The 20,733-nt window shown below is 44.8% G+C and carries 18 protein-coding genes; 16 read left to right on the top strand and 2 right to left on the bottom strand.

Features of this window, described 5'->3' with window-relative positions; genetic code table 11:
• Positions 1–29 precede the first annotated feature (29 nt).
• Together EC604_RS03715 and EC604_RS03710 are read left to right on the top strand one after the other, a co-directional pair.
• Positions 30–374, top strand: a complete 345-nt coding sequence (locus tag EC604_RS03715) for a hypothetical protein (RefSeq protein WP_161556851.1) — start codon at positions 30–32, stop codon at positions 372–374.
• Positions 375–514: 140 nt separating this feature from the next.
• Positions 515–1,333 carry a purine-nucleoside phosphorylase gene (locus tag EC604_RS03710; protein ID WP_123062790.1) on the top strand — a complete coding sequence of 273 codons (819 nt, stop codon included), beginning with the start codon at positions 515–517 and terminating at the stop codon, positions 1,331–1,333.
• 206 nt (positions 1,334–1,539) lie between these two features.
• Here EC604_RS03710 and EC604_RS03705 read toward each other — a convergent pair whose 3' ends face one another.
• The gene (locus EC604_RS03705) at positions 1,540–2,775 is read right to left on the bottom strand and encodes an MFS transporter (RefSeq protein ID WP_123062789.1); all 1,236 of its coding nucleotides are present in this window, start codon (positions 2,773–2,775) and stop codon (positions 1,540–1,542) included.
• 64 nt (positions 2,776–2,839) lie between these two features.
• Complete coding sequence (locus EC604_RS03700) at positions 2,840–3,745, bottom strand: ArsR/SmtB family transcription factor (protein WP_123062788.1); 906 nt, start codon at positions 3,743–3,745, stop codon at positions 2,840–2,842.
• A 123-nt stretch (positions 3,746–3,868) separates the two neighbouring features.
• Here EC604_RS03700 and EC604_RS03695 point away from each other — a divergent pair, with 123 nt between their 5' ends.
• From EC604_RS03695 to EC604_RS03635, 14 genes are all read left to right on the top strand, one after another.
• Positions 3,869–4,279 (top strand): hypothetical protein, encoded by a 411-nt coding sequence (locus tag EC604_RS03695; protein ID WP_240036631.1) that lies wholly within the window; start codon positions 3,869–3,871, stop codon positions 4,277–4,279.
• Entirely contained in the window at positions 4,248–4,466 is a 219-nt protein-coding gene (locus EC604_RS30375) for a hypothetical protein (RefSeq protein WP_240036630.1), read from the top strand. The genes EC604_RS03695 and EC604_RS30375 overlap by 32 nt, the downstream gene beginning before the upstream one ends.
• Positions 4,467–4,578: 112 nt before the next feature.
• Positions 4,579–6,069 carry a dockerin type I domain-containing protein gene (locus tag EC604_RS03690; protein WP_123062787.1) on the top strand — a complete coding sequence of 497 codons (1,491 nt, stop codon included), beginning with the start codon at positions 4,579–4,581 and terminating at the stop codon, positions 6,067–6,069.
• 22 nt (positions 6,070–6,091) lie between these two features.
• Positions 6,092–8,485 (top strand): S-layer homology domain-containing protein, encoded by a 2,394-nt coding sequence (locus EC604_RS03685; RefSeq protein WP_123062786.1) that lies wholly within the window; start codon positions 6,092–6,094, stop codon positions 8,483–8,485.
• 216 nt (positions 8,486–8,701) lie between these two features.
• Positions 8,702–11,734 carry a histidine kinase gene (locus tag EC604_RS03680; RefSeq protein ID WP_123062785.1) on the top strand — a complete coding sequence of 1,011 codons (3,033 nt, stop codon included), beginning with the start codon at positions 8,702–8,704 and terminating at the stop codon, positions 11,732–11,734.
• Between the two features lie 17 nt (positions 11,735–11,751).
• A complete protein-coding gene (locus EC604_RS03675) occupies positions 11,752–12,942 on the top strand; it encodes a response regulator (RefSeq protein WP_123062784.1) in 1,191 nt (396 codons plus the stop codon).
• 343 nt (positions 12,943–13,285) lie between these two features.
• Complete coding sequence (locus tag EC604_RS03670) at positions 13,286–14,686, top strand: stalk domain-containing protein (RefSeq protein WP_240036629.1); 1,401 nt, start codon at positions 13,286–13,288, stop codon at positions 14,684–14,686.
• Between the two features lie 94 nt (positions 14,687–14,780).
• Complete coding sequence (locus EC604_RS03665; protein ID WP_123062783.1) at positions 14,781–15,644, top strand: phosphate ABC transporter substrate-binding protein; 864 nt, start codon at positions 14,781–14,783, stop codon at positions 15,642–15,644.
• Between the two features lie 122 nt (positions 15,645–15,766).
• Complete coding sequence (gene pstC, locus EC604_RS03660; RefSeq protein WP_123062782.1) at positions 15,767–16,735, top strand: phosphate ABC transporter permease subunit PstC; 969 nt, start codon at positions 15,767–15,769, stop codon at positions 16,733–16,735.
• A complete protein-coding gene (gene pstA, locus EC604_RS03655; RefSeq protein WP_123062781.1) occupies positions 16,732–17,640 on the top strand; it encodes a phosphate ABC transporter permease PstA in 909 nt (302 codons plus the stop codon). The genes pstC and pstA overlap by 4 nt, the downstream gene beginning before the upstream one ends.
• 188 nt (positions 17,641–17,828) lie before the next feature.
• The gene (pstB, locus tag EC604_RS03650; protein ID WP_123062780.1) at positions 17,829–18,587 is read left to right on the top strand and encodes a phosphate ABC transporter ATP-binding protein PstB; all 759 of its coding nucleotides are present in this window, start codon (positions 17,829–17,831) and stop codon (positions 18,585–18,587) included.
• A gap of 461 nt (positions 18,588–19,048) precedes the next feature.
• Positions 19,049–19,390: a hypothetical protein gene (locus EC604_RS03645; RefSeq protein WP_161556849.1), complete on the top strand. Its 342-nt coding sequence runs from the start codon at positions 19,049–19,051 to the stop codon at positions 19,388–19,390.
• Positions 19,372–20,073 (top strand): hypothetical protein, encoded by a 702-nt coding sequence (locus EC604_RS03640; protein ID WP_205127909.1) that lies wholly within the window; start codon positions 19,372–19,374, stop codon positions 20,071–20,073. Before EC604_RS03645 ends, EC604_RS03640 begins: the two co-directional genes overlap by 19 nt.
• Positions 20,074–20,148: 75 nt before the next feature.
• Positions 20,149–20,658: a hypothetical protein gene (locus tag EC604_RS03635; protein WP_205127908.1), complete on the top strand. Its 510-nt coding sequence runs from the start codon at positions 20,149–20,151 to the stop codon at positions 20,656–20,658.
• Positions 20,659–20,733: the final 75 nt, after the last annotated feature.

Genomic DNA, 20,733 nt, shown 5'->3' with positions numbered 1-20,733 from the left:
GTGTACAATTTTGGAGAGGAGGTGCTGGATTGCTGTCACGACCGCTTTCGCTTGACTCATTCCGATGCTGGATGCAACGGAAACAGGAGCAGTTGCAGGTGCTCCAGATCTCAACGGAAGAGAGAAAAGAGAATCCTGAAGATGAGAAGAAGTGTACTTCCGATCCTTTCATTGGATATGTTCATGAATCGGAGATAGCTATGGGGCAGGTTACCTTATGGGCCTCTCGGCAGATGGAATTTGAGGTAGTAAACATCGACACAGAAGAACGTTTAATATGGACGTATGTTGAGCAGATTGAAGAGCAAGAAGACTATTTCGAAACGATATTGGAGCCTTACTTTGGCGCTTTGCAGTCTGGAGTTAAAGTCTAACAAAGCTTGTGACAACGGTGTATCGAGGAGAGAATGAGGACAACCATTTACATCCGAGCCTTTGTTCATTACACTTGATAAGTAATGCTTATAAATAGGATATACGTAATATCAATTCAGATGATCGGGAGGACGTTATTATGCATCAATCAGCACACATTCAGGAAGCACGCGATTACATATTAAACCGGATCAACACCAAGCCAGTAGTAGGTATGATTCTGGGTTCAGGACTGGGAGCACTTGCGGACGAGATTGAGAATGCAACAGTGATCCCTTATACAGAGATTCCATATTTTGCTCAATCCGAAGCTATCGGGCATGCCAATGAATTGGTGATTGGAGAATTAATGGGGAAGACAGTTGTAGCCATGAAAGGCCGCCTTCACTACTATGAAGGTTTTACCTTAGATGAAGTAACGTTCCCGGTTCGCATTATGAAGGCACTGGGCGTTGAACAACTGATCGTCACCAACGCTTGTGGTGCAGTCAACACCAGTTTTGAACCAGGCCAGCTCATGCTGATTACGGATCATATTAATCTGGTTGGCAACAATCCGCTGATTGGACCAAATAATGCTGATCTGGGTGTGCGCTTCCCGGATGTGTCTCAAGTATACAATCGTGAATTGCGCAGTATCGCACTACAGGTTGCCGAAGAGCAAAATGTAAGCCTGCAACAAGGGGTATACGCGTGGTGGAGTGGCCCAGCTTATGAAACACCTGCGGAGATTCGCATGATTCGCACGATGGGCGCGGACGCTGTAGGGATGTCTACTGTACCTGAGGCGATTGTTGCCATTCATGGCGGCATGAAGGTGCTCGGTATTTCCTGTCTGACAAACATGGCTTGCGGTATTCTGGATCAACCGCTCAGCCATGATGAAGTTATTGAGGTAGCCGCGAAAGTGAAGACAACTTTTATTGGCTTGGTTAAAGGCATTTTGCAAAAAATGTAATACAGCATCGCGCTATACTAGTAGAATCCATTCGCAGGCATTGTCTCATCAGAAACCTCTGGTGGGGCAATGTTTTTTTTACAGAAAAGAGGATGCAGGAATATATCCCTGCATCAGATTGTGCCACTCATAATTTATAAGTGGAAATATGTAAATAGGTATAAATTAGCCGATCCATAGCGGTCATACGACCTACTTTATTTAATTCATGAGAATGACTCTTCTTTCTTGAGTTTTGATAAATCTCCATCCAAAAATTTCAGATTCGGCAGGAAGGATGCGGCTATGGAGCAGAATATAGGAAGCAATCCAATCGTTAGCAATAGCGTGGGGATTCCGAATCTCTCTGCTATTGCTGCACCTGCAAAAGCACCCACAGGCTGTAACCCCCCGCCGATCAAGAAGCGAATTGAATTCACCCTACCTTGGAGCGAGACAGGTACAAGTGTGCCATGGAGTGAGGAACTAAGCACACCAAAAAAAGGTCCAGCTGCCCCAGCGATACATAAAATAAGAAGTGCAAATGGATAACTGGGAAATGCCCCGAGTAAAACGTAGCTGAGCCCAATCGTAGCTAAACTGCAAAGCATAACGACTCTTCTCTTTTTAAACTCACCTAGCTTGGATATGATCAGTAACCCGCCGAGGGTTCCGAATGCAGAAGCTGAGGTCAAGGTACCCATCGTCGCAGCATTTTTATGTAGCACTTCACGCACAAAAGGGATCATCATCGTCCAGACAGCTATAGAAGACATATTACTTATGGAAACCATGACCATGATGGTTAACATTGCGGGGAACTTTCGATAGAAGGAGCAAGCTTCGCCAATATCTTGGATATATTTTTTAAATGAAAATGTAACGTTAGAAACGGCTTGTTGATGGATCGTAGGCATATAGAGCAGGGCAGTTAATGCTAAAAGGTAACAGGCAGCATTGACGCCCAATGTGGGTAAGGAACCTGCAAGTGCGATCAGAGCTCCAGCCAAAGCGGGGCCGATCAAGGCAGAAGCATTACGGGCGCCATCGATTACAGCGAAAGAGCGTATCAATTGATGCTTGTCTACTACACCAGGAATCACAGCCATGGCTGTTGGCATAAACAGTGCAGAACAGGCACCGCTAAGTGCTGCTGCTATGAAGAGATGCCAGATGTGCAGGTGGCCAGCAATACTCATGGTCAATGGAATCAGAAGAGCTGCTAGTCTAATGACTACAAGTCCGCTCATGAATTTCCCACGGTTCAGCCGATCGGATAATGGTGACCCAAGCAGGCGGAATAAAACCTCAGAAATACTGAAACATAGTGCCATAGCACCCATAGCCAGTTTGGAAGCTGTTAATTCATAAACGATCCATTCCATGGCCAAGAGACCAAAAACGTCTCCGAAGGAGCTTAGAGTAACCGTGGCTAATAAATAGTAGTAACTTCGCTTCAGCATGAAAATTCCTCCGTAGATGTCAAATAGAGCTTAGTAAGCACGAAACAAATGAAATGGAGAATGCTTAGTTATGAAAATAGTCGTCGATCTGCTGAGGGAGTTTATTCAAGGCCTCCAACCGCAAGCTATATTCCGTATTTTTGTGATCATAGTGAACGAGAACTAGACCTGCAGCTCGCAGAAAAATCAGATGATAGTGTATTGTGCTCTTCGAAAGCTTGACTTTACGGACGATCTCGGAAAAGGATAGTTGCTTACCCGCAAGCAGACGTAAAATAACTAATCGCGTCTCATCGGACAAAGCTCTTGTTAGACGCAGCAATTTAGGATCAGGCCGTCCCGGTTCTGTTGGCATGATGTCACAAGCGTAATTCGTGAAAATGACCTCGTCAAAGATGGTTGACGTGACAAAAGGACGAGCATGGTATTGGGGAATCATAATGATCTTTTTCAACTTAGAGGTGGGATAAATGCGCATGCCTTGTGTTGCATCTTCATACACCTCTTTATCATTAGTACCATCAAGGAGGGCACGTCTTTCCTCTGCTTCGCGAATGAGCTCATCTATGATGACTGAATGAACTTGACTGAAATACTGGCTATTCCATTCTCTTAGCACCTCTAAAGTTTGGCTGCGAAGTGACGATAAATTAGAGGGCACAGACATGTGAAACTGGGATGCAATGTCGAATAACTCTCCTGTTGACAGGCTCTCAAGCCAATCCATAAACCCATTCACCGAGCGTTCTCCAGGACAAGTCCAAATGTAAGGTGCAAGAGTAAAGTGGTCTGTCGCTTTCATCATATCGCGCATCAGTTGAAGCTTGGCTGGGGTGAAACGATGCTGGACGTCACGAATCCAAGATTTCCCCGCGTCAAGGGCATTATGATTTTGTTTGTTCGTAAAAGCAATCAGGCTGTTTACGCACTCGTACATCGGAGAGAAATCAACCTCGACTTTATATTCCATAAATGCAGAACCTCCTATTTGTTCTATAATTATAGAACTAATTGTTTTTCATATTATATGATCCAGAGTTTTTTTTCAACTGGCATTTCGTATATATGGAATAAGCACGTGAAGGGCGAAGGGATGATTAAGGAATTGACCAAGGCAGGACTTGGCAAGCTGGAGTCAGATGAACAATATACTACGTATGCATCCAGGTATGGTTTTGGGGCAGTTGATTTGAATCCGCTCTCATTCGTACAGACGTATGGCATAGAACAAGCGCAGCATTTGCTGGAAAGCAATCAAGTTATCATTGGCTCAGCGGATTTTCCAGTGGAATGGCGTTCAGCCGATGAACAATTCGGAGAGGGGCTGCCGAACCTGGTATCGATGGCCGAAGCATCTGCCGCACTGAATGTAGACAAGTGCTGTACCTACATTCTGCCCTCTACGGATTATCCTGCTGCTACATTTATGGCTGTAGCGACCAAACGACTAAGACTTTGTGCTGATATTCTGGATGCTTACGTTATACGGCTCGGACGCGCATGATCTGCCCATTGAGGAATTGAAGGATGGCGAACGGCTTTATCCGGGAGCAGGTGTCATTGATCTGAGTGGTTTTCCGAACAATCTGAAGGCCATCGGTTACAACCATGTTGTGGCTCAGGAAGTGCTGGCACCTGTATCCGAACTGGATGTGGAGTCACGGTTTGCCAAGTCGAAGAAATTCATTTGATTCAGTCGTTTTGTATTTTATTTCAGGATAATGCGCGTCATGTTCAGTGAATGTTAAGAGCGCCCTTGTATTATTAAAACGGTATGGAAGTACAGATTAAGGAGGAGACATTTTGAGTCTACAGATTGGTAAAGGTTCTCAGATAAAAGGGAGATGGAAACTTCTGGTGCTTGTCATGACCTTGCTTGCCAGTGTGATTTTTTCATCATCCACTGCCATGGCTGCCGTAGTTCCTGTCACATTAAATCAACCTAAAGACATTCAGTTTTTTAAGATGGATGCTGGTGAAACGGAGATGCTCATCGCAGATAGCGGCAATAATCGTGTTATCCGGGCAACAACCGAAGGAAGAGTGCTTGCGACTATGGAAGTCCCACATTTGACAGCGGCGACAATGGGGAGTAATGGGCTGATTTACGCTGCTGAATCAGGTGCGGAAGCCAAGGTACATATTTTTAATCCTGACGGAACTGAGCATGCGCCACCTATAGACATTATGAGTAAGTTCTCATTAACTGCTGGTACAGATGAAAATAAACAACCCTATATTAAAAGTATGGTTCTATTCACAAAGAACAATAGTGAGCAGTTGGCCATGTTCTACAGCACATATGTCGTGTTTATGAATGCTCAACAAAAAATGATCACCCTGGCGACAATCAGATTGGATAGTTCGGGGTACGGATCATCGGGCGGAGGATATTCAGAAAACTCAAATGTCATATTAGGAGATAACAATGAGTTGTGGTATACACAAACAACGGGATTAGTTCTTAACAACTTAACCAATGCATTCAACTCATCTGATGATTACGGAGATTTGGCAATAGACCCGGATAAGAAGTTGTTATATGTTGTGAACCGTAATCAGATCATGCGAACAAGCTATGAAGGAGTCTCTTATTATAATCGGCCTGTACTGAGCCCATGGTTGAGTTCAAGTGACAATTACCCTATAGATATTAGCAATTCAATTGCAGTTGGCCCAGGCGGAGAAGTATATATGGCTGATACAGTGAGGAATAGGGTAGTTATTTTCAATTCGGATGGAACCTATAATCGGCTTTTAAGTCTTATAGAAATTACTACCCCCAAGCCTGTTACTAGTCCATTTTCCAAAACGATTAAACAAGGGGCTCCATTGGTTTTTAGCGCTACGGATTTTGTTAGTAATTATGCCGATCCGGAGAATCAGCCTATGACAGATATTCGCATCATATCTTTGCCTGACAGCGGTAAGTTACAGTTGAATGATACGGACGTTGTGAAGGATCAGGTTATTCCTGTTACGGAACTAGAGAGGTTGAGCTTTATTCCTTCTTCGGTTTACACGGGGATGAAGACATCTTTTAGCTGGCAAGCCAAGAATGGATCTGTTTTCTCAAGTAGCGCGGATGTAACGATTGCTCTTCGAATTAAAGGAGATGCGAACGGGGATGGTGTGATTACTCCGGCAGATGCCTTGTTAGTCAATAAATATATCAAAGGTTTAATTACTTTACCCCCAAGTCAGATTGAAGCATTGGACATGAACGATGACGGTGTGCTTGATGCTGAAGATTCAGCCCTAATTATGGGCATTTACTTGGGAATCAAATCATAGAACCTGGGAAGGAGTGAATACTTTGCAAAACAATAAAGGGTATCTTTTTTCAGCAAAATACAAACGTTCAATGAAGTCGCTTCTGGCTATGCTGCTTATGGTTTCCATGATTTTTTCGTGGCTTCCTCCGGCAGACGCCAGTATAGATGCTGTTATTCATATCGGAGAAGTATCCGGAAAAAAGGGAGACAGCATTGAAGTGCCTATATCCTATGATTCAAAAGGTACAAATTTTTCTTTTTATCAATCTGAACTGTCCTTTACCTATGACCCGGCAGTGCTTGAACTGGTGAATGAGGATGAGGTCGTAAACAACCAGGCGTATGCCAAATATCAGGGAGTCGGCCTGACCAAAAATACATCCACTTCTGGTGTCATTCGGATTACGATGACGACGCAAAGACACATTGATGAACCTGGAGCACTGTACTCCCTTCATTTCAAAATCAAGGAGAATACAACAGTCGTCGGGGAAAGTTCAGTGAACCTCGGTGAAAGCACATGGTTTCAGGACGGTGATCCGCTTCCGGTGACGGGAGAAAACGGGAAAGTTACAGTGAAGGCAGATGAAAAACCGGTTGGGAAAGCGGTTGTCTACATCGGATCTGTAAAGGGAAAAGCAGGTGAGAAGGTAACGCAATCCGTTGATACCGTGTCGCTGGATCAGCCGATTGGCTCTTACGGGGTACACTTAAAGTTCAATCCGGCTGTCCTCAGGGTGACAAATGTTACGGGAAACAGATCAGGAGTACAGTACAACGTGAACAATGAAACAGGATCGCTCATCGTGGGCTGGAGTGATGCGGATGGCGGGCTTAATCCTATTCCAGCATCAGAGATCCCACAGACACTGTTTAAAATTGAATTCACAATTGCCTCTGGTGCTGTGGCAGGAGAATATCCGGTGCAGACCATTGATGCAACTGTACCTGAACACTTTACGGTGACGGATGTCGATGCGATTGAAATGAACAAGCAGTTTGTACCGGGCAGTATTACAGTCCTTAGCGCTCCGGTTACGCCAACAACGCCAACAACGCCATCAAATCCAGGTTCATCCAATTCGGGGACTTCGTCCTCTGGCTCTGCAACGCCAACAACAATACCGTCTGCAAGCACTTCCGAGAAGATTACGGTGAATGTGACGAACGAACGGAATGTGGGTGCCATTGTATCGGCAACGACTATTGAAAGAACAACTGGTACAGATGGACGCAAAAAGGATGAGGTGAACCTGACGGCTGAACAGACCTCAAAAGCAATTCAGAGTTTGAAGCAGGCGGCTTCAAACATCGCCCGAATCCTGATTCCGGACGTAAAGGATGAGGTATCCGAACTGAACGTGAAACTTCCGGCTGAGTCTACCTCGCTGATGGCCAATGAGAAGATGAATCTGTATATCGAAACGGTTAATGCTTCATTGCAACTTCCGGCGAGTTCTTTACAGGGACTGGGATCGGATGTATTCTTTCACCTTGTGCCGATCAAAGATGCCACAGAGCGTGAAATGGTGAAGCAACGAATCCAGAACGATCCATTGTTAGCTCACTCATCGGCGAATACAGCGGACTTTCGCTTGGCAGGTCGTCCAATGACGATAGAAACCAATATGAGCAATCGTCCGGTGACGGTTGTACTGCCAATCACAGAACCGAATCTGACACCGAAAGAACTGGACAAGCTGCAGGTATTTATTGAACATAGTGATGGAACCAAAGAACTTGTTAAAGGGAAAATCGTCAAGTTTAATGGAACAGACCAATCGGGGATTGAGTTTGAAGTTACCAAGTTCAGCACATTTTCCATTGTTCATATTAATGATTCCAAAGGAGCCTCTTATATTCAAGGGTATGCGGACGGCATGTTCAGACCCAATCAGACTGTGCAACGTGCTGAAATGGCTGCCCTTATATCTCGTGCACTCCTATCTGACAACAGTGGGCAAATACCCGCTATTACTTATAAGGATGTGCCTGCTGCCAGCTGGGCTCGCGATGCCATCACAAAGGTTTCACATGCAGGATTGATGAATGGCAATGCGAACGGCATTTTCATGCCGGGACGTTCCATTACACGGGCTGAGATGGCTGTAATTATTGATCGGGTTCTGAAAAAACAGGAGTCGCCAGCTACTGCGATGACCGATGCTACACAAACTGACGGTGCAATCGATGCTTCTGACATTACACAACATTGGGCGAAAGAGGCGGTTCAGCACGTAGTAGCCTCCGGTATTATGACTGTGTCTGGGCAAGGCAAGTTCCGTCCAGAAGATGCCGTTACACGGGCAGAAGCTGTGACCATGTTGAATCGTTTGTTAAACATTAAATCTGATGGTGATAATTCTCCTATGTGGAAGGATGTCCCTGTAAGTCACTGGGCGTATGGAGCAATCCAGGCTGCATCCCAAAATTAGCACGAAGTTTGCTGACTCTCTCAGTCTGTTCATCCATGGTAGATCATTCTATTAGGGCAGATGGTATTACGGAAGGCATTTGCGAAGGCATCCTCGGATGCCTTTTTTCCATCTTGTATGCAGATTATCTGAATAAGCATAGACAGTTTCAGGTATGAGTGCGAAAATAACGCTAGATTGCTATCGGTAAAGATAGATGTTACTGAAGAAAGAGAGATGAAGGTCATCAGAAAGGATCGATTTTTGTTAGGAATCGGATTCATGACTTTGTTGCTCGCACTGGTGGTCGTGTGGCAAACTACATCTGAACAGGAGAGGCCAGAGGCTAAAAAGGGCGTGATGGACTTGACAGGTCTGGAGTGGACAAACAGGTCCGTTATCCCGCTGGATGGAGAATGGGAGTTCTACCCGAAGCAACTGCTTACTCCCCAGCAGATTCATCTCGCACATATAAAGCCGATCATGATGCAGGTTCCGGGGAATTGGGACGACAAAAGCAACAGTCACGGATCGGTAATGAACGGTAAAAGTTATGGGACCTACCGTTTGCTCGTGCGAAACGTGCCTCAAGGAGAAATGATGGCCATCGCCAAACGATATGTTCGCTTCTCGGATGCAATGTACGTTGATGGAAAATTAATGAATCGGTCCGGCATCCCGGGAGAATCCGCTGCCTCCTATGTCCCGAGGAATGAACCGTACATGGTCTATTTTCATCCGGATCGTTCTGAGATCGAAATTGTGTTGCAAGCTGCTAATTTTGATTTTCGCAGCGGCGGAATCTACAATTCGATTGATCTGGGTCAAGGCCGTTATATGGAGAACAGGGCAATGATTCAAGCGGGGCTTGAGCTGCTGATCATTGGGATTTTGGGGATTTTCAGCTTATTATTCATCTATTTATATGTGCGTTTGCATCGGGATGGCATTCAACTTCTGTATGCATTGTTCTTTATCGGTTTTGCCTTGACCGTGGTAACCAACGGTGAGCGTTTGCTGTTACATCTGGTGCCGGAACTTTCTTTTGAACTGGTTTACAAGTTGAAATATATAGCTGTGTATGGCCTATCCATCATTGCAAGCTTGATAACCTGGAGACTTGTTCCAGATGATCGAGTATGGTGGAAAAAGTGGAAGAAGATTCCCAGTGGAATGTTGACTGTGTATCTCGGTTTGATCACCATATCTCCATTCCGCGTATATTCATCGATCCAGGAAGTGATGTATGTCGTTAATGTAGGCTCCTATGCAGTGGCTTTCTTTGTCATTCTTCGTCAGTATATTCGCACAAGTGATGAAAAACGGACCCGATCTGAGGCTCAGTTGCTGATTGTCTGCATCTGGCTCATGCTGGTCAATTATGTTCTAGGCATCATCGTAACGTGGTATCCGGTCAGTCAGGTACTGTTGAACTGTACAACCATCGTGATCCTGGGCACATTTGCAATGCTGCTGATCTATCAGTATGTGCAGGCGTATGCCTCCATGCAGCGCCTGACTCTCCAGCTTCAACTGGCGGATAAGGCAAAGGATGAGTTTTTGCTGCTGACTTCACATGAGTTAAACTCCCCGCTGCATAGCATTATTCATCTATCCCGTTCTCTTTTGACGATGTCCATGAAACGAACGAATGAACTGGAGGTCAGGTCCAAGCTTCAATTAATCCGGAATACGGCTTATCGGATGTCCAATCTGGTTAACGATCTCATCGATGTGTCAAGGTTCAGGGATGGTGTAGTGAAAATCTCACTGGGTACCGTTGATCTGGTTTCATGTCTCTCGCTTGTTACAGAGGTGTTAGGGTTTCTGGCGTCCGGCAAGGAGATCATCATCGTCCGAAGAATGGAGCCTGATGCAAGGTACATTACAGCCGATGAGAATCGATTGCTGCAAGTGTTGTATAACCTGGTCTATCACATGATGGGACAGTATTATAATGGAGAGTTGATTTTTTCCAGTGAACGGGATCAAATGGTCATTCGAATTACGCTGCATATGAAAGCAGAGAGGGGATCAGGTTCTCGGCTGGGTCCAGGTGGTCTGGATACTACTTCAGCACAGGCAGAGCGAACAGCTGCCGGATTGTCAGCAGCATACGAGATTGTCAGTGCAATGGGAGGAAAACTCACAATTAATGAAGAAAAAGCATGGATTACCCTTGAGCTTCCGCCGGCTGCAGATGCTGACATGATTCTATTAGAAGCAGCAGTTGGTGAAGAGACATATATGGGAGAGGAAAAAAAAGTGGAGAGCATGAATTCAGGTCACGTATTCATTGCAACATCTGATCTCGTAGACCTTGAACAGCTAAATACATTGCTTTCTGCGGAAGGATTTCAACTGAGCTTTGCAGACAACCATACCAAAGTGCGCTCTGTTCTGGCTGGCGGCAGACAGCCAGACCTGGTGATTCTGGATGCCATGCTGCCTGAAATAACAGGGTATGAGATGTGCAGACAGATACGTATGGAGTTTAGCCAGGCCGAGCTACCGGTGTTGTTTATAAACACGCGGAGTACACCAGCGGACATTGAGGCCTGCATTCAGGCTGGCGGTAATGATTTTATTACGCGTCCATTGGATGCCGGGGAGATTCTGGTTCGTATCCATATGCTGCTAGGCATGAAGCAACTTGTGAAGCAGGCTGCGAATAACGAGATGGCTTTTCTGCGTTCGCAGATCAAACCGCATTTTTTATATAATGCTCTGGGAACGATTATGTCCCTGTGTTTTACAGATGGACCAAGAGCTGGAGAATTGCTTGGCAGTTTCAGTCGTTATCTGCGAATTTTGTTTCATCTGGATAATACAGAAGAGCTGATTCCACTTCGTCAGGAGATGGAGCTGATTCAAGCTTATGTCGAGATTGAACAGGAGCGTTTTGGCTCACGTCTTCAGGTGGAATTGGATGTGGACAGCACGCTGTATCTCTGCAAAGTGATGCCGCTTCTGATTGAGCCGCTGGTGGAGAATGCCATTCGTCATGGTGTATCCAAAAAAATTGATGGCGGTAAAGTGACCCTCTCCATTCGTAAACATCAGGAGCAGGTTCAGGTTGTAGTAGAGGATGATGGTATAGGCATGTCGCAAGAGCAGGTTACACTTGTTCTAAACAGAAACCAATCGGATCAAGGCATTGGCCTGCAAAATGTGCAGAGGCGCCTGAAACACTTGAACGGGCAAGGGCCTGTGATTCAGAGCGAGCTTGGTCAGGGCACTAAAATCAGGATTGAATTTCCTTATCAATAATAGAAGGAGGGAGGATTATGTTACAAGCCTATTTGGTGGACGATGAGCTGCATGCGCTAAATATGCTGGAGATGTTCCTGGACAAAACAGGGGAGGTTCATGTAGCTGGCCGCTGGATGAATGGTTTCGAAGCCCTGAAGGCCCTGGACAATGCACGTCCTGACATCTGGTTCGTGGATATCGAGATGCCAGGCATGAGTGGATTGGAGCTCGCAGCCAACATTCATGAGGTAGATCTGGATGCGGTTATTGTGTTTGTCACCGCGTATGATCAATACGCTGTTGCTGCTTTTGAACATGAGGCACTGGACTATCTGCTTAAACCGATCGAGATGGGACGTTTATCTCGCACGATTGAACGAATTTTAAGAGAAACTGAGAAAGAGCATGGAAATCAGAAACAGAAGCAGACTACAACCTTGATTGATTCAGCCGAACGCGATGCGAATCGGCAAGATGCAGACAACCGTGAGGAAGAAAACTACTTATTTGTACAGATGTTCGGAAAATTGCGAGTGACGCCGACGAGTGGTGATTCAGTCATGTGGCGTACAGCGAAGGAAAAGGAGCTGTTTGCTTATCTTCTTTTGCAAGACCCTGACGCCAACGAAGTTCACAGGGATCAGATTATAGAACATTTGTGGCCAAATGAGCGTTATGAAAAGGCCAAAATTTATATGCATACCTGTGTCAGCCTGCTGCGTAAAAACCTCAAGAAGCTGGGTTTGGAACAGATGATCAGTTATAAGAATGAACAGTATATCATAGACAAAAAGAGAATCCGTGCTGATATCTATGATGTGCTGGATGTTCTGCAGCGTATGCAGCGTGAGGGGCATGTGCCGCTGGAGCAGATGGATCGGACCTTGTACCTGTATCAGGACGAACTTCTGGCGCAGGAAGATTATCCATGGGTGTATGAGCTTAGTCAGAGGCTGGAGCGAAATGTCCTAGAACTGCTGCTGAACCTGTCGGAAAAGCATTTGGCGCTGGGGAATGGGAGGAAAGCAACGGAGGCAGCCGAGCGGGCTATGGTACATTCGCCTTATGAGGAAGAAGCCTATCGGTTCGCTATGAAAGCTTACTTATCCTTGGGAAAGCATGATCAGGTGCTGCGAATTTATCGCGATCTGGAAGCGAGGCTGAGCGAACTGCACATCGCCCCTTCAGCGGTAACGAAACATTTATATGAACAAATTAAAGTCTAAGTTGTGAGGGGGAATCTTGCTAATACAGCATTATATACAATCAGACGAATTCAATAATACGATCCAATAGTTGAATAGAACGTGTCCGGATGAAACCATTTCACCGGCACGTTTTTTTTTATGGAAATATTGACATTACGTTAACAATTCCAAGATTTCCCGTTTACAAATCCCTCCTATAATTACAAACGTGATAGGTCATTTTTACTATGAACGTGGATAGTTTGGGGGGATGAGGCGAACAAGCTCTCATATAGACGATACATGCAAGCATACCAAGCAGGGCACAGCAGCATCAGGCAAGATTATATGGAGAAAAGAAGGGTGACAAGAGCCAATGTCAATGAAAAAAGTGTTTGTAGTGTCCATGGTAGCCACAGCGCTAACAACTTCTGTGGTTGGTGCAGTATCGGCTGCTCCTGCAGCAAAACCTGCGGCTAGTACGAGTGTAGCACAGGTGAAAAACTCCACGTTTACCATAAACGGTAACAGTGTCATGGTACGTTCCATTGTGAAAAATGGAGAAACCCTGGTAGCGGTTCGCGATGTTATCCAAGCGATCGGTGCTCAAGCTGAAGTTGCAAACGGGGCGACGGTGATTCAATGGAATGGTCACACAGTCAGCTTACAAAACAAGTCCAAACAACTTGTCGTAGACGGTACAAAGGTAAATTTGAACCAGCCGGTTACGATCATTGGAGGAGTGAGCTATGTTGCACTTCGTCCGTTGGTATCTGGTGTAGGTGGAACGGTTGGTTTGAAAAACGGTCAGCTTGAAGTCAGCACGATTGCTCTGATTGAAGGTGCAGAGAACCCGCGTTTTGCCGGAGCAAATGAGCTAATTGTCTCCAAAAACGATGATGAGGGCAGAAGTGATTACCTCGTAAATACAGCCACTGGCAAATATGAGCTGTTGTTAACCAATGAAGGTGGTTCAGACCTCGTTGTGTCCCCAAGCGGCAATCAAGCAGCCTATACGAATGCAGAAGGAGCCGTATACGTTATCGATCTGAAAACGAAGGCTTCCAAGCTCATTACGAAGGATACAAGCATCAAACCGGAACTGGTCTGGTCTGCCGATGAGAGTTCAATCTATTTCCTGCAAGGAGATAAAGGCTCGGTGATTGCCAACCTGAATCTGGCGGACGGCTCCATCAAAAAACTGGTGGAAGATAAAGTGGATTACAAAGAAAACCTGAATGTGTCGCTGAGCGGCAAACGATTCATCTATACCGTAACTACTCTGGGTAAAGTAACCGCGGACTCGACGAATGTAGATGAAGACAATGTGGACATTGATTTCTCGGCAAATCAACAGCAATTATTTTCGTATAACAACGGTTCTGACAAACCAGCGGCGTTGAAGTTAACCACTTCAACGGATGATAAAGTATTTATTTATTCTGCAGATGGTCAGAAAGCCTACTACGTGAGTGTACCGTCTGAGGATGGTAATGCTGCACTGATGTCTGTAGATGCATCCCAGAAACCAGTTACGGTGTATAACGAACATGATGTAGAACAAGCAGTTTTGTCAGGCGGTAACTTGTATCTGCTTGCTGCGCAGGATGACAAGAACAGCGTGATTCTGTCGATCGATACGCTAACCGGCCAACAATCCAAGCTATACACGGTATCCTCTGACGTATCGTCCATCGTTGTGAAGGGTTCACAGCTTGCTGTTGTTGAGAACGGTCGAGTACTGGTGCAAGCGGATGGTAGCTGGAAAGCTGTAACGAAGTAAAAACATACACTTTGATGCGTAAGTAAAATGAATAAGCGTAATTAAAAAAATGAAATGAATAATAAACCGCGAAATTCGAGAGGAGCTTTTTAGAATGAAAAAATGGATCAAACCGTTCACAGCGATGCTTATGGCTGTATCCCTGGTTGGTGGACTTGGTGGTGCAATGACAGCATCGGCTGCCAAAAGCACAGAGAAGGGCAAAATTGTCATCAATGGATCTTCTGCATTGCTTCCACTGACGCTTCAAGCTGCAAGTGAATTCAAGAAAGACAATCCAAAAGTTAAAATCTCGGCATCCGCTGCGGGTTCCGTCACTGGCCCACAATCTGTTCGTAAAGGCATCGCAGATATCGGCGCGGTAGACTGGGATGCATCCAAGGATGTTCCTGGCTTCAAAAAATTCGACGGACAAGTTGCTCACCCGGTAGCTGTAACCGTGTTTACAGCGGTAGTAAATACAAACGTAGGTGTAACGAATCTGACTACCAAACAACTGCAAGACATCTTCTCCGGTAAAGTAACGAACTGGAAAGAAGTTGGCGGTTCCGACGGTAAAATCGTTGTGGTTAACCGTAAGTTCGGATCAGGTACACGTGTTAACTTTCAACAAAAAGCACTCGATGGCAAAGACTTCATGAGCAAAGGTGACAACTACAAAGAAGTAGGTTCGAGCGGTGACATGAAAACGACCATCGAAACGACGCCTAACGCGATTGGTTATATCGATCTGCCGTACGTAACAAGCAAAATGAAAGCTGTATCCATCAATGGCGTAGCTCCAACAGAGAAAAACGTGCTGAACAAAACATACAAAGTATGGGGTATCGGATACTACATGACGAAAGGTCAACCAACGGGTGCAACGAAAGCATTCATCGAATACATCCAAAGCAACAAATTCCAGAACGGTTCTCTGAAAAAGCTGAAATTCATTCCGCTGGCAGCCGTTAAGTAAAACGTTCAGTCTGGTGCTGATCAGACTTCAACTCAACATCCTGCAATTCCATAAGAAAGGGATAGCCAGCTTCCGCGCGTGGTCGCCAAGCTGGCTTCTCTATGTGAAAGGAAGAGTCCTCTATGATGGAAATGAATCCACCGGCGAACAGCCCGGCTCCGAATGAGCTGGGTTCAAGTCTTGGCAAAGCGCCCGAGAAGAGACGACGTTTTGACCGTAAAGCCCGGCTCCGGTGGTCTAACCGCATGTTTCGCATCCTCTGCATTAGCAGTGCGGCCTTTGTCTGCCTCGTTCTGTTCTGTATTTTGGTGCTTATGCTTCGCACAGGTGTCCTCACTTTTGCAGACGTCTCGCTGAAGGAATTCTTTTTCTCTACGAACTGGGACCCGGAAAATGAGCACTATGGTGCGCTGACCTTTATTCTGGGTACGTTTGCTCTCACTGGACTTACGATGCTGATGGCGATCCCTCTATCCGTAATCATTGCTGTATTTCTGGCGGAAATGACACCAAAATGGCTTCGTCGCCTGTTGCGTCCGGTGCTGGATCTGCTGGTGGGTATCCCGTCCGTCGTATACGGTTATCTTGGTTTGACGGTATTGATCCCATGGCTTAGAGACTTGAGTGGACGTGATCTGGCAGATGGTCTGCTTGCGGCGTCTATCGTGCTCACCATCATGGTGCTGCCGACAATTAGCCGAATTAGTGATGATGCCATCTCCGCCGTGCCGAACAAATACCGGGATGCGGCGTATGCACTCGGTACGAATCGGTTTCAAACGATTACCCGGGTTGTGCTTCCTGCGGCAAGAGGCGGGATCATGTATGCAGTCATTCTGGGCATGACACGAGCCATTGGTGAAACGATGGCGGTGGTTATGGTCATTGGGAATACAGCGCAGTTGCCGACGAGTCTGTTCACACCAACCGCCGTGCTGACCAGTAACATTGTGATGCAAATCTCCAGTGTAGAATTCGATTCGATCTGGAATCATGGCTTGTATATGATGGGCTTTATTTTGCTGGCCATCTCCATCCTGATGATTGTTGCCGTGAGAATGTTGCAGAAGAGAGGGGGACTTCACCTGTGAGTGTGAAAAGAGAGGTTCATCCGGGTACCGCGTATTCCTTTGGCAAACGGCGAGCATCCTCGGCATGGATGGATCGGCTGTTTACGGGGACGGTGTGGGGCGTAGGTATTATCGTTATTTTATTTATTGTGGGATTGTTGTTCCTGTTGCTGCAAAAAGGGTTGCCGATGCTCAGCTGGGATTTCCTGTACGGTGTACCGAGTGAGATTGAGGAGGGCGGAGGGATTGGCCCGGCACTCTTTAACTCTTTTTACGTGTTGATTCTGTCCCTTCTCATTTCGATTCCAATCGGACTTGCAGCAGGCATTTACCTGGCTGAATTTGCGCCAAACAACAAACTGATTGAGGTTGTACGTATTTGCGTGGAGGGACTATCGTCCGTGCCATCGATTATTTTTGGTTTGTTCGGGATTGCACTGTTCGTGGAGTATTTCGAGATTGGTCTGACCATTCTTGGAGCCGCGGTTAGCCTTGCCTTCCTGAACTTGCCTGTGTTGACCCGGGTGACAGAGGAATCGGTTCGTGCTGTACCAACCGAGCTTCGCAATGGTTCGTTTGCACTGGGTGCGACGCATCTGCAGACGATTGGGCAGGTGGTTCTTCCCGTTGCGCTGAACGGAATCATGACAGGCATCTGTCTGACCGCAGGCCGTGCTTTTGGCGAAAGTGCCGTTATTATTCTGACTGCGGGTGTATCCACGTCCGGCGAGATGTGGGATTTCAATCTGTTATCGCCAGGCGGAACGCTGGCGGTGCATCTGTGGTATATCCAGTCCGAGGCCATTGTGCCGGATGCGGAGCAGATTGCCCAGAAATCTACGGCGGTGCTGATCTTTGTCGTGTTGCTGATCAATATTTTGTTCCGTGTGCCACTATGGTTTAATTCTCGTAAAAATCAAATGTAACGTAGAACTAAAGTCTGTGCGGGCAAACCTGTTATATCTGCTAGATTCGGGCTCAGGATAAGGATACGGCGTATGTTCTAGAACTGATCATGACAGAACTGAACCGCAAAGAGCACGATAATCTAAACAATCGGTTTACAGCACTCGATGCAAAAATAGTATATTTTAATTCATCGCCAGGAGGACACATGGTGCAATCGATTATTGAAACGAAGAAGCTGAACTTATTTTACGGTACCTTTCAAGCATTGAAAGACGTTTCTATTGAAATCCCGGAACGTGCCATTACGGCATTTATCGGTCCATCCGGCTGTGGCAAATCCACCTTGCTGCGCACCCTGAACCGTATGAATGACCGGATACCTGGCACGCGAATTGAGGGAACCGTGGCTGTTGGTGGAACAGATATTTACAGTGGTGACGTGCATGTAGAGACACTGCGCAAGAAGATCGGCATGGTCTTCCAGTCACCGAATCCTTTTCCGAAATCGATCTATGACAATATTGCGTTCGGACCAAGACAGCACGGGATTCATAGCAGAAAAAAGCTCGATGAGATCGTTGAACGCAGCCTGCGTTCCGCCGCTCTCTGGGACGAAGTGAAGGACAACCTGAAGCGCTCGGCGCTTAGTTTGTCAGGTGGACAGCAGCAGCGTCTATGCATCGCTCGTGCTCTAGCGGTCGAACCGGATATTCTGCTGATGGATGAAGCGACAGCCTCTCTTGATCCGGTCTCCACCTTCAAGATTGAGGAATTGACACATGAGTTGAAGGAACGTTACACCATCGTAATGGTGACTCATAACATGCAGCAAGCCGCACGTGTTTCCCAGCAGACCGTGTTTTTCCTGAACGGTGAAGTTGTAGAGTATTCGCCTACGAAAAGCATGTTCTCCGAACCCGTCGACGCGCGCACACAGGATTATATTAGCGGCCGATTTGGTTGAGATAAGGTAGTGGAAGTATTAGTGGAGGTCTTTCAGAAGATATCTGGAAGGCCTTTTATTTTAAATGGGGACTTAGTTGCAAGATTTATGAAACCTATACAATAATTAAGGATACCTTCAGAAACGGTACTTCTAGTCATATTTGATGGGTAAACCTGATTCAGTTGCCAGCATTAATAGGACATGTGATGCAACCTGCATTTAAATGAATGTCATTAGTACATCTTGAAATGATGTATATAGTATCAGTCCCAAGTCTATTACTCATTTGGCAAAGCACCTTTACTTTTTATCTTTATGAGACTTTTTGACTAGAATTTTAATATAAGGTTTGATAAAAAAATAGTCACATAATTTAGTTAAAAAGTTCTAATTTATTCAATTTTTTGGATGTTTTTTGATTGTGATATATAATGATTCATATTTCACATCTATTTTTACAAAAAACAAGTGAGGAGAGGTTGAGAAAATTTAATATTTCGTTATCTTTGTTACTTGCTGCAGCAACAATTTTTTCAAGTACATCATTAGTGAGTGCATCTTCAATTACAGAATCACCTATTAAACAGTATTGGACTGTAGATGACTTTAAAGAACCAGGAGAAGCTGACTTAAGTAAGTTATCACCGGAAGATCAAGAAAAAATGGCTAAACGTGATAGTGTAGTTGGTGCTTATTTTCTTGAAGGTGGAATAAAACGGGCTAAACTTAATAAACTTCAACAGGAACTGGTACAAGCCGAACAACAACTATTGAACTCACCGAAACAGAACAAGCAACAAAAGTGCAAATTCAGGAATTGAAAAGCGAAATTAACATAGTGGATAATGAAATTTTACAGCATCAAATGGATAGTACTAAAGTTGACTTAAAACCTTTACGTCAAACTCGTAATACAGATTCCGATGATAGTGTGACCCCTTATTCTACCAGTTCAGATTTTAAATATGACCATCTTAATGTTTATAAAGATTCAGATGGATTCTATTATTTCGATGCCCAAGGCCAATGGCAAAACAGAAATTGGAGTTCAGATGCGGGGCTCTTGGCGTCGACTGGTGACCCTATTGGAGGCGAGGATGGTTATATGATCGGTAGTTTACATCGCGATCTAACTATTTATAAAAAGGAACTATACGGAATTAGTGAACATTTGGGTCAATACAATCTTACAAATATCAATCCCGATACTCAAGCAAGAGGAGTTGGCTGGATACATCAAGACAAATTAGTTGCAGTCAAGGGATTTAAAGATTTAAATACATGGAGATATGTTGGCTACATTAAATTTAAATTTACGAACGGAGTGCCGGCCAGGGGGTCTAAAATTACTTTTAAATCTAAAGTAGGACATACATGGGATTCGAAATCTCTTAAAGTTAATGGTTTTACAATGAACTCCCAAGGAGTTTTTGAGTTAGGATTTACTACAGAAACCAGTTCAAAAAAATGGAGACAAGAAGGGACTACTATTGTAGAATTTTAAGTATTAAAAGAGATGGATGCTGGAACATGCATCCATCTCTTTTCTCACGGGAGGTGCATACATATTAATAAAAAGTTGTTAGTTGTTGCTACTTTGCTCATCCTAATAGTAGGAGTCTTAATAACAGTAGGGCTACAGGTTGATAGCAAGATGTCTTTAATTGAAAAAACATATCCGCAGGTTGAATTTGATTCTGAGAGTATACAGAAGATTGAATTGAATAAAGAAGAGATAATCTCTCTAAAAGGTAACATTAATAATGGATTTAAGCCTTTTATTTTTTTATTTAAAGAGAATATTCTTCTCTACTCAAATTATTTTGACACTTATCCTGACAAGAACAACACTATTAGTTGGTTCAATGCAACTAATAGTGAACCAAATTATTCAATCATCGGTGGAATATATAATACGAATTGGGTTGATCAAGTTGAAATTACAGGGATAGATAAACAACAAATAAGCTTGCTTAAACTAGACGATCAGACTAAACTATTTTTCACACTTGATAAACCTAAAGATTCTTTGGTTAAAATTACTGGATTGAAAAAGGGAATTGTGGTATTTAAAAATTATCCTAAATGAGTTGAGGTTGTAGTGTAAGAAGTAAGAGAGAATTATGCATATGCTAATAGGATGATTATGCTTGCCTGAGTTTTG

Origin of the sequence: Paenibacillus amylolyticus (assembly GCF_003719335.1) — a bacterium.
Taxonomy (GTDB): Bacteria; Bacillota; Bacilli; order Paenibacillales; family Paenibacillaceae; genus Paenibacillus; species Paenibacillus amylolyticus_D.
This window is presented reverse-complemented; position numbering and strand designations above follow the sequence as displayed.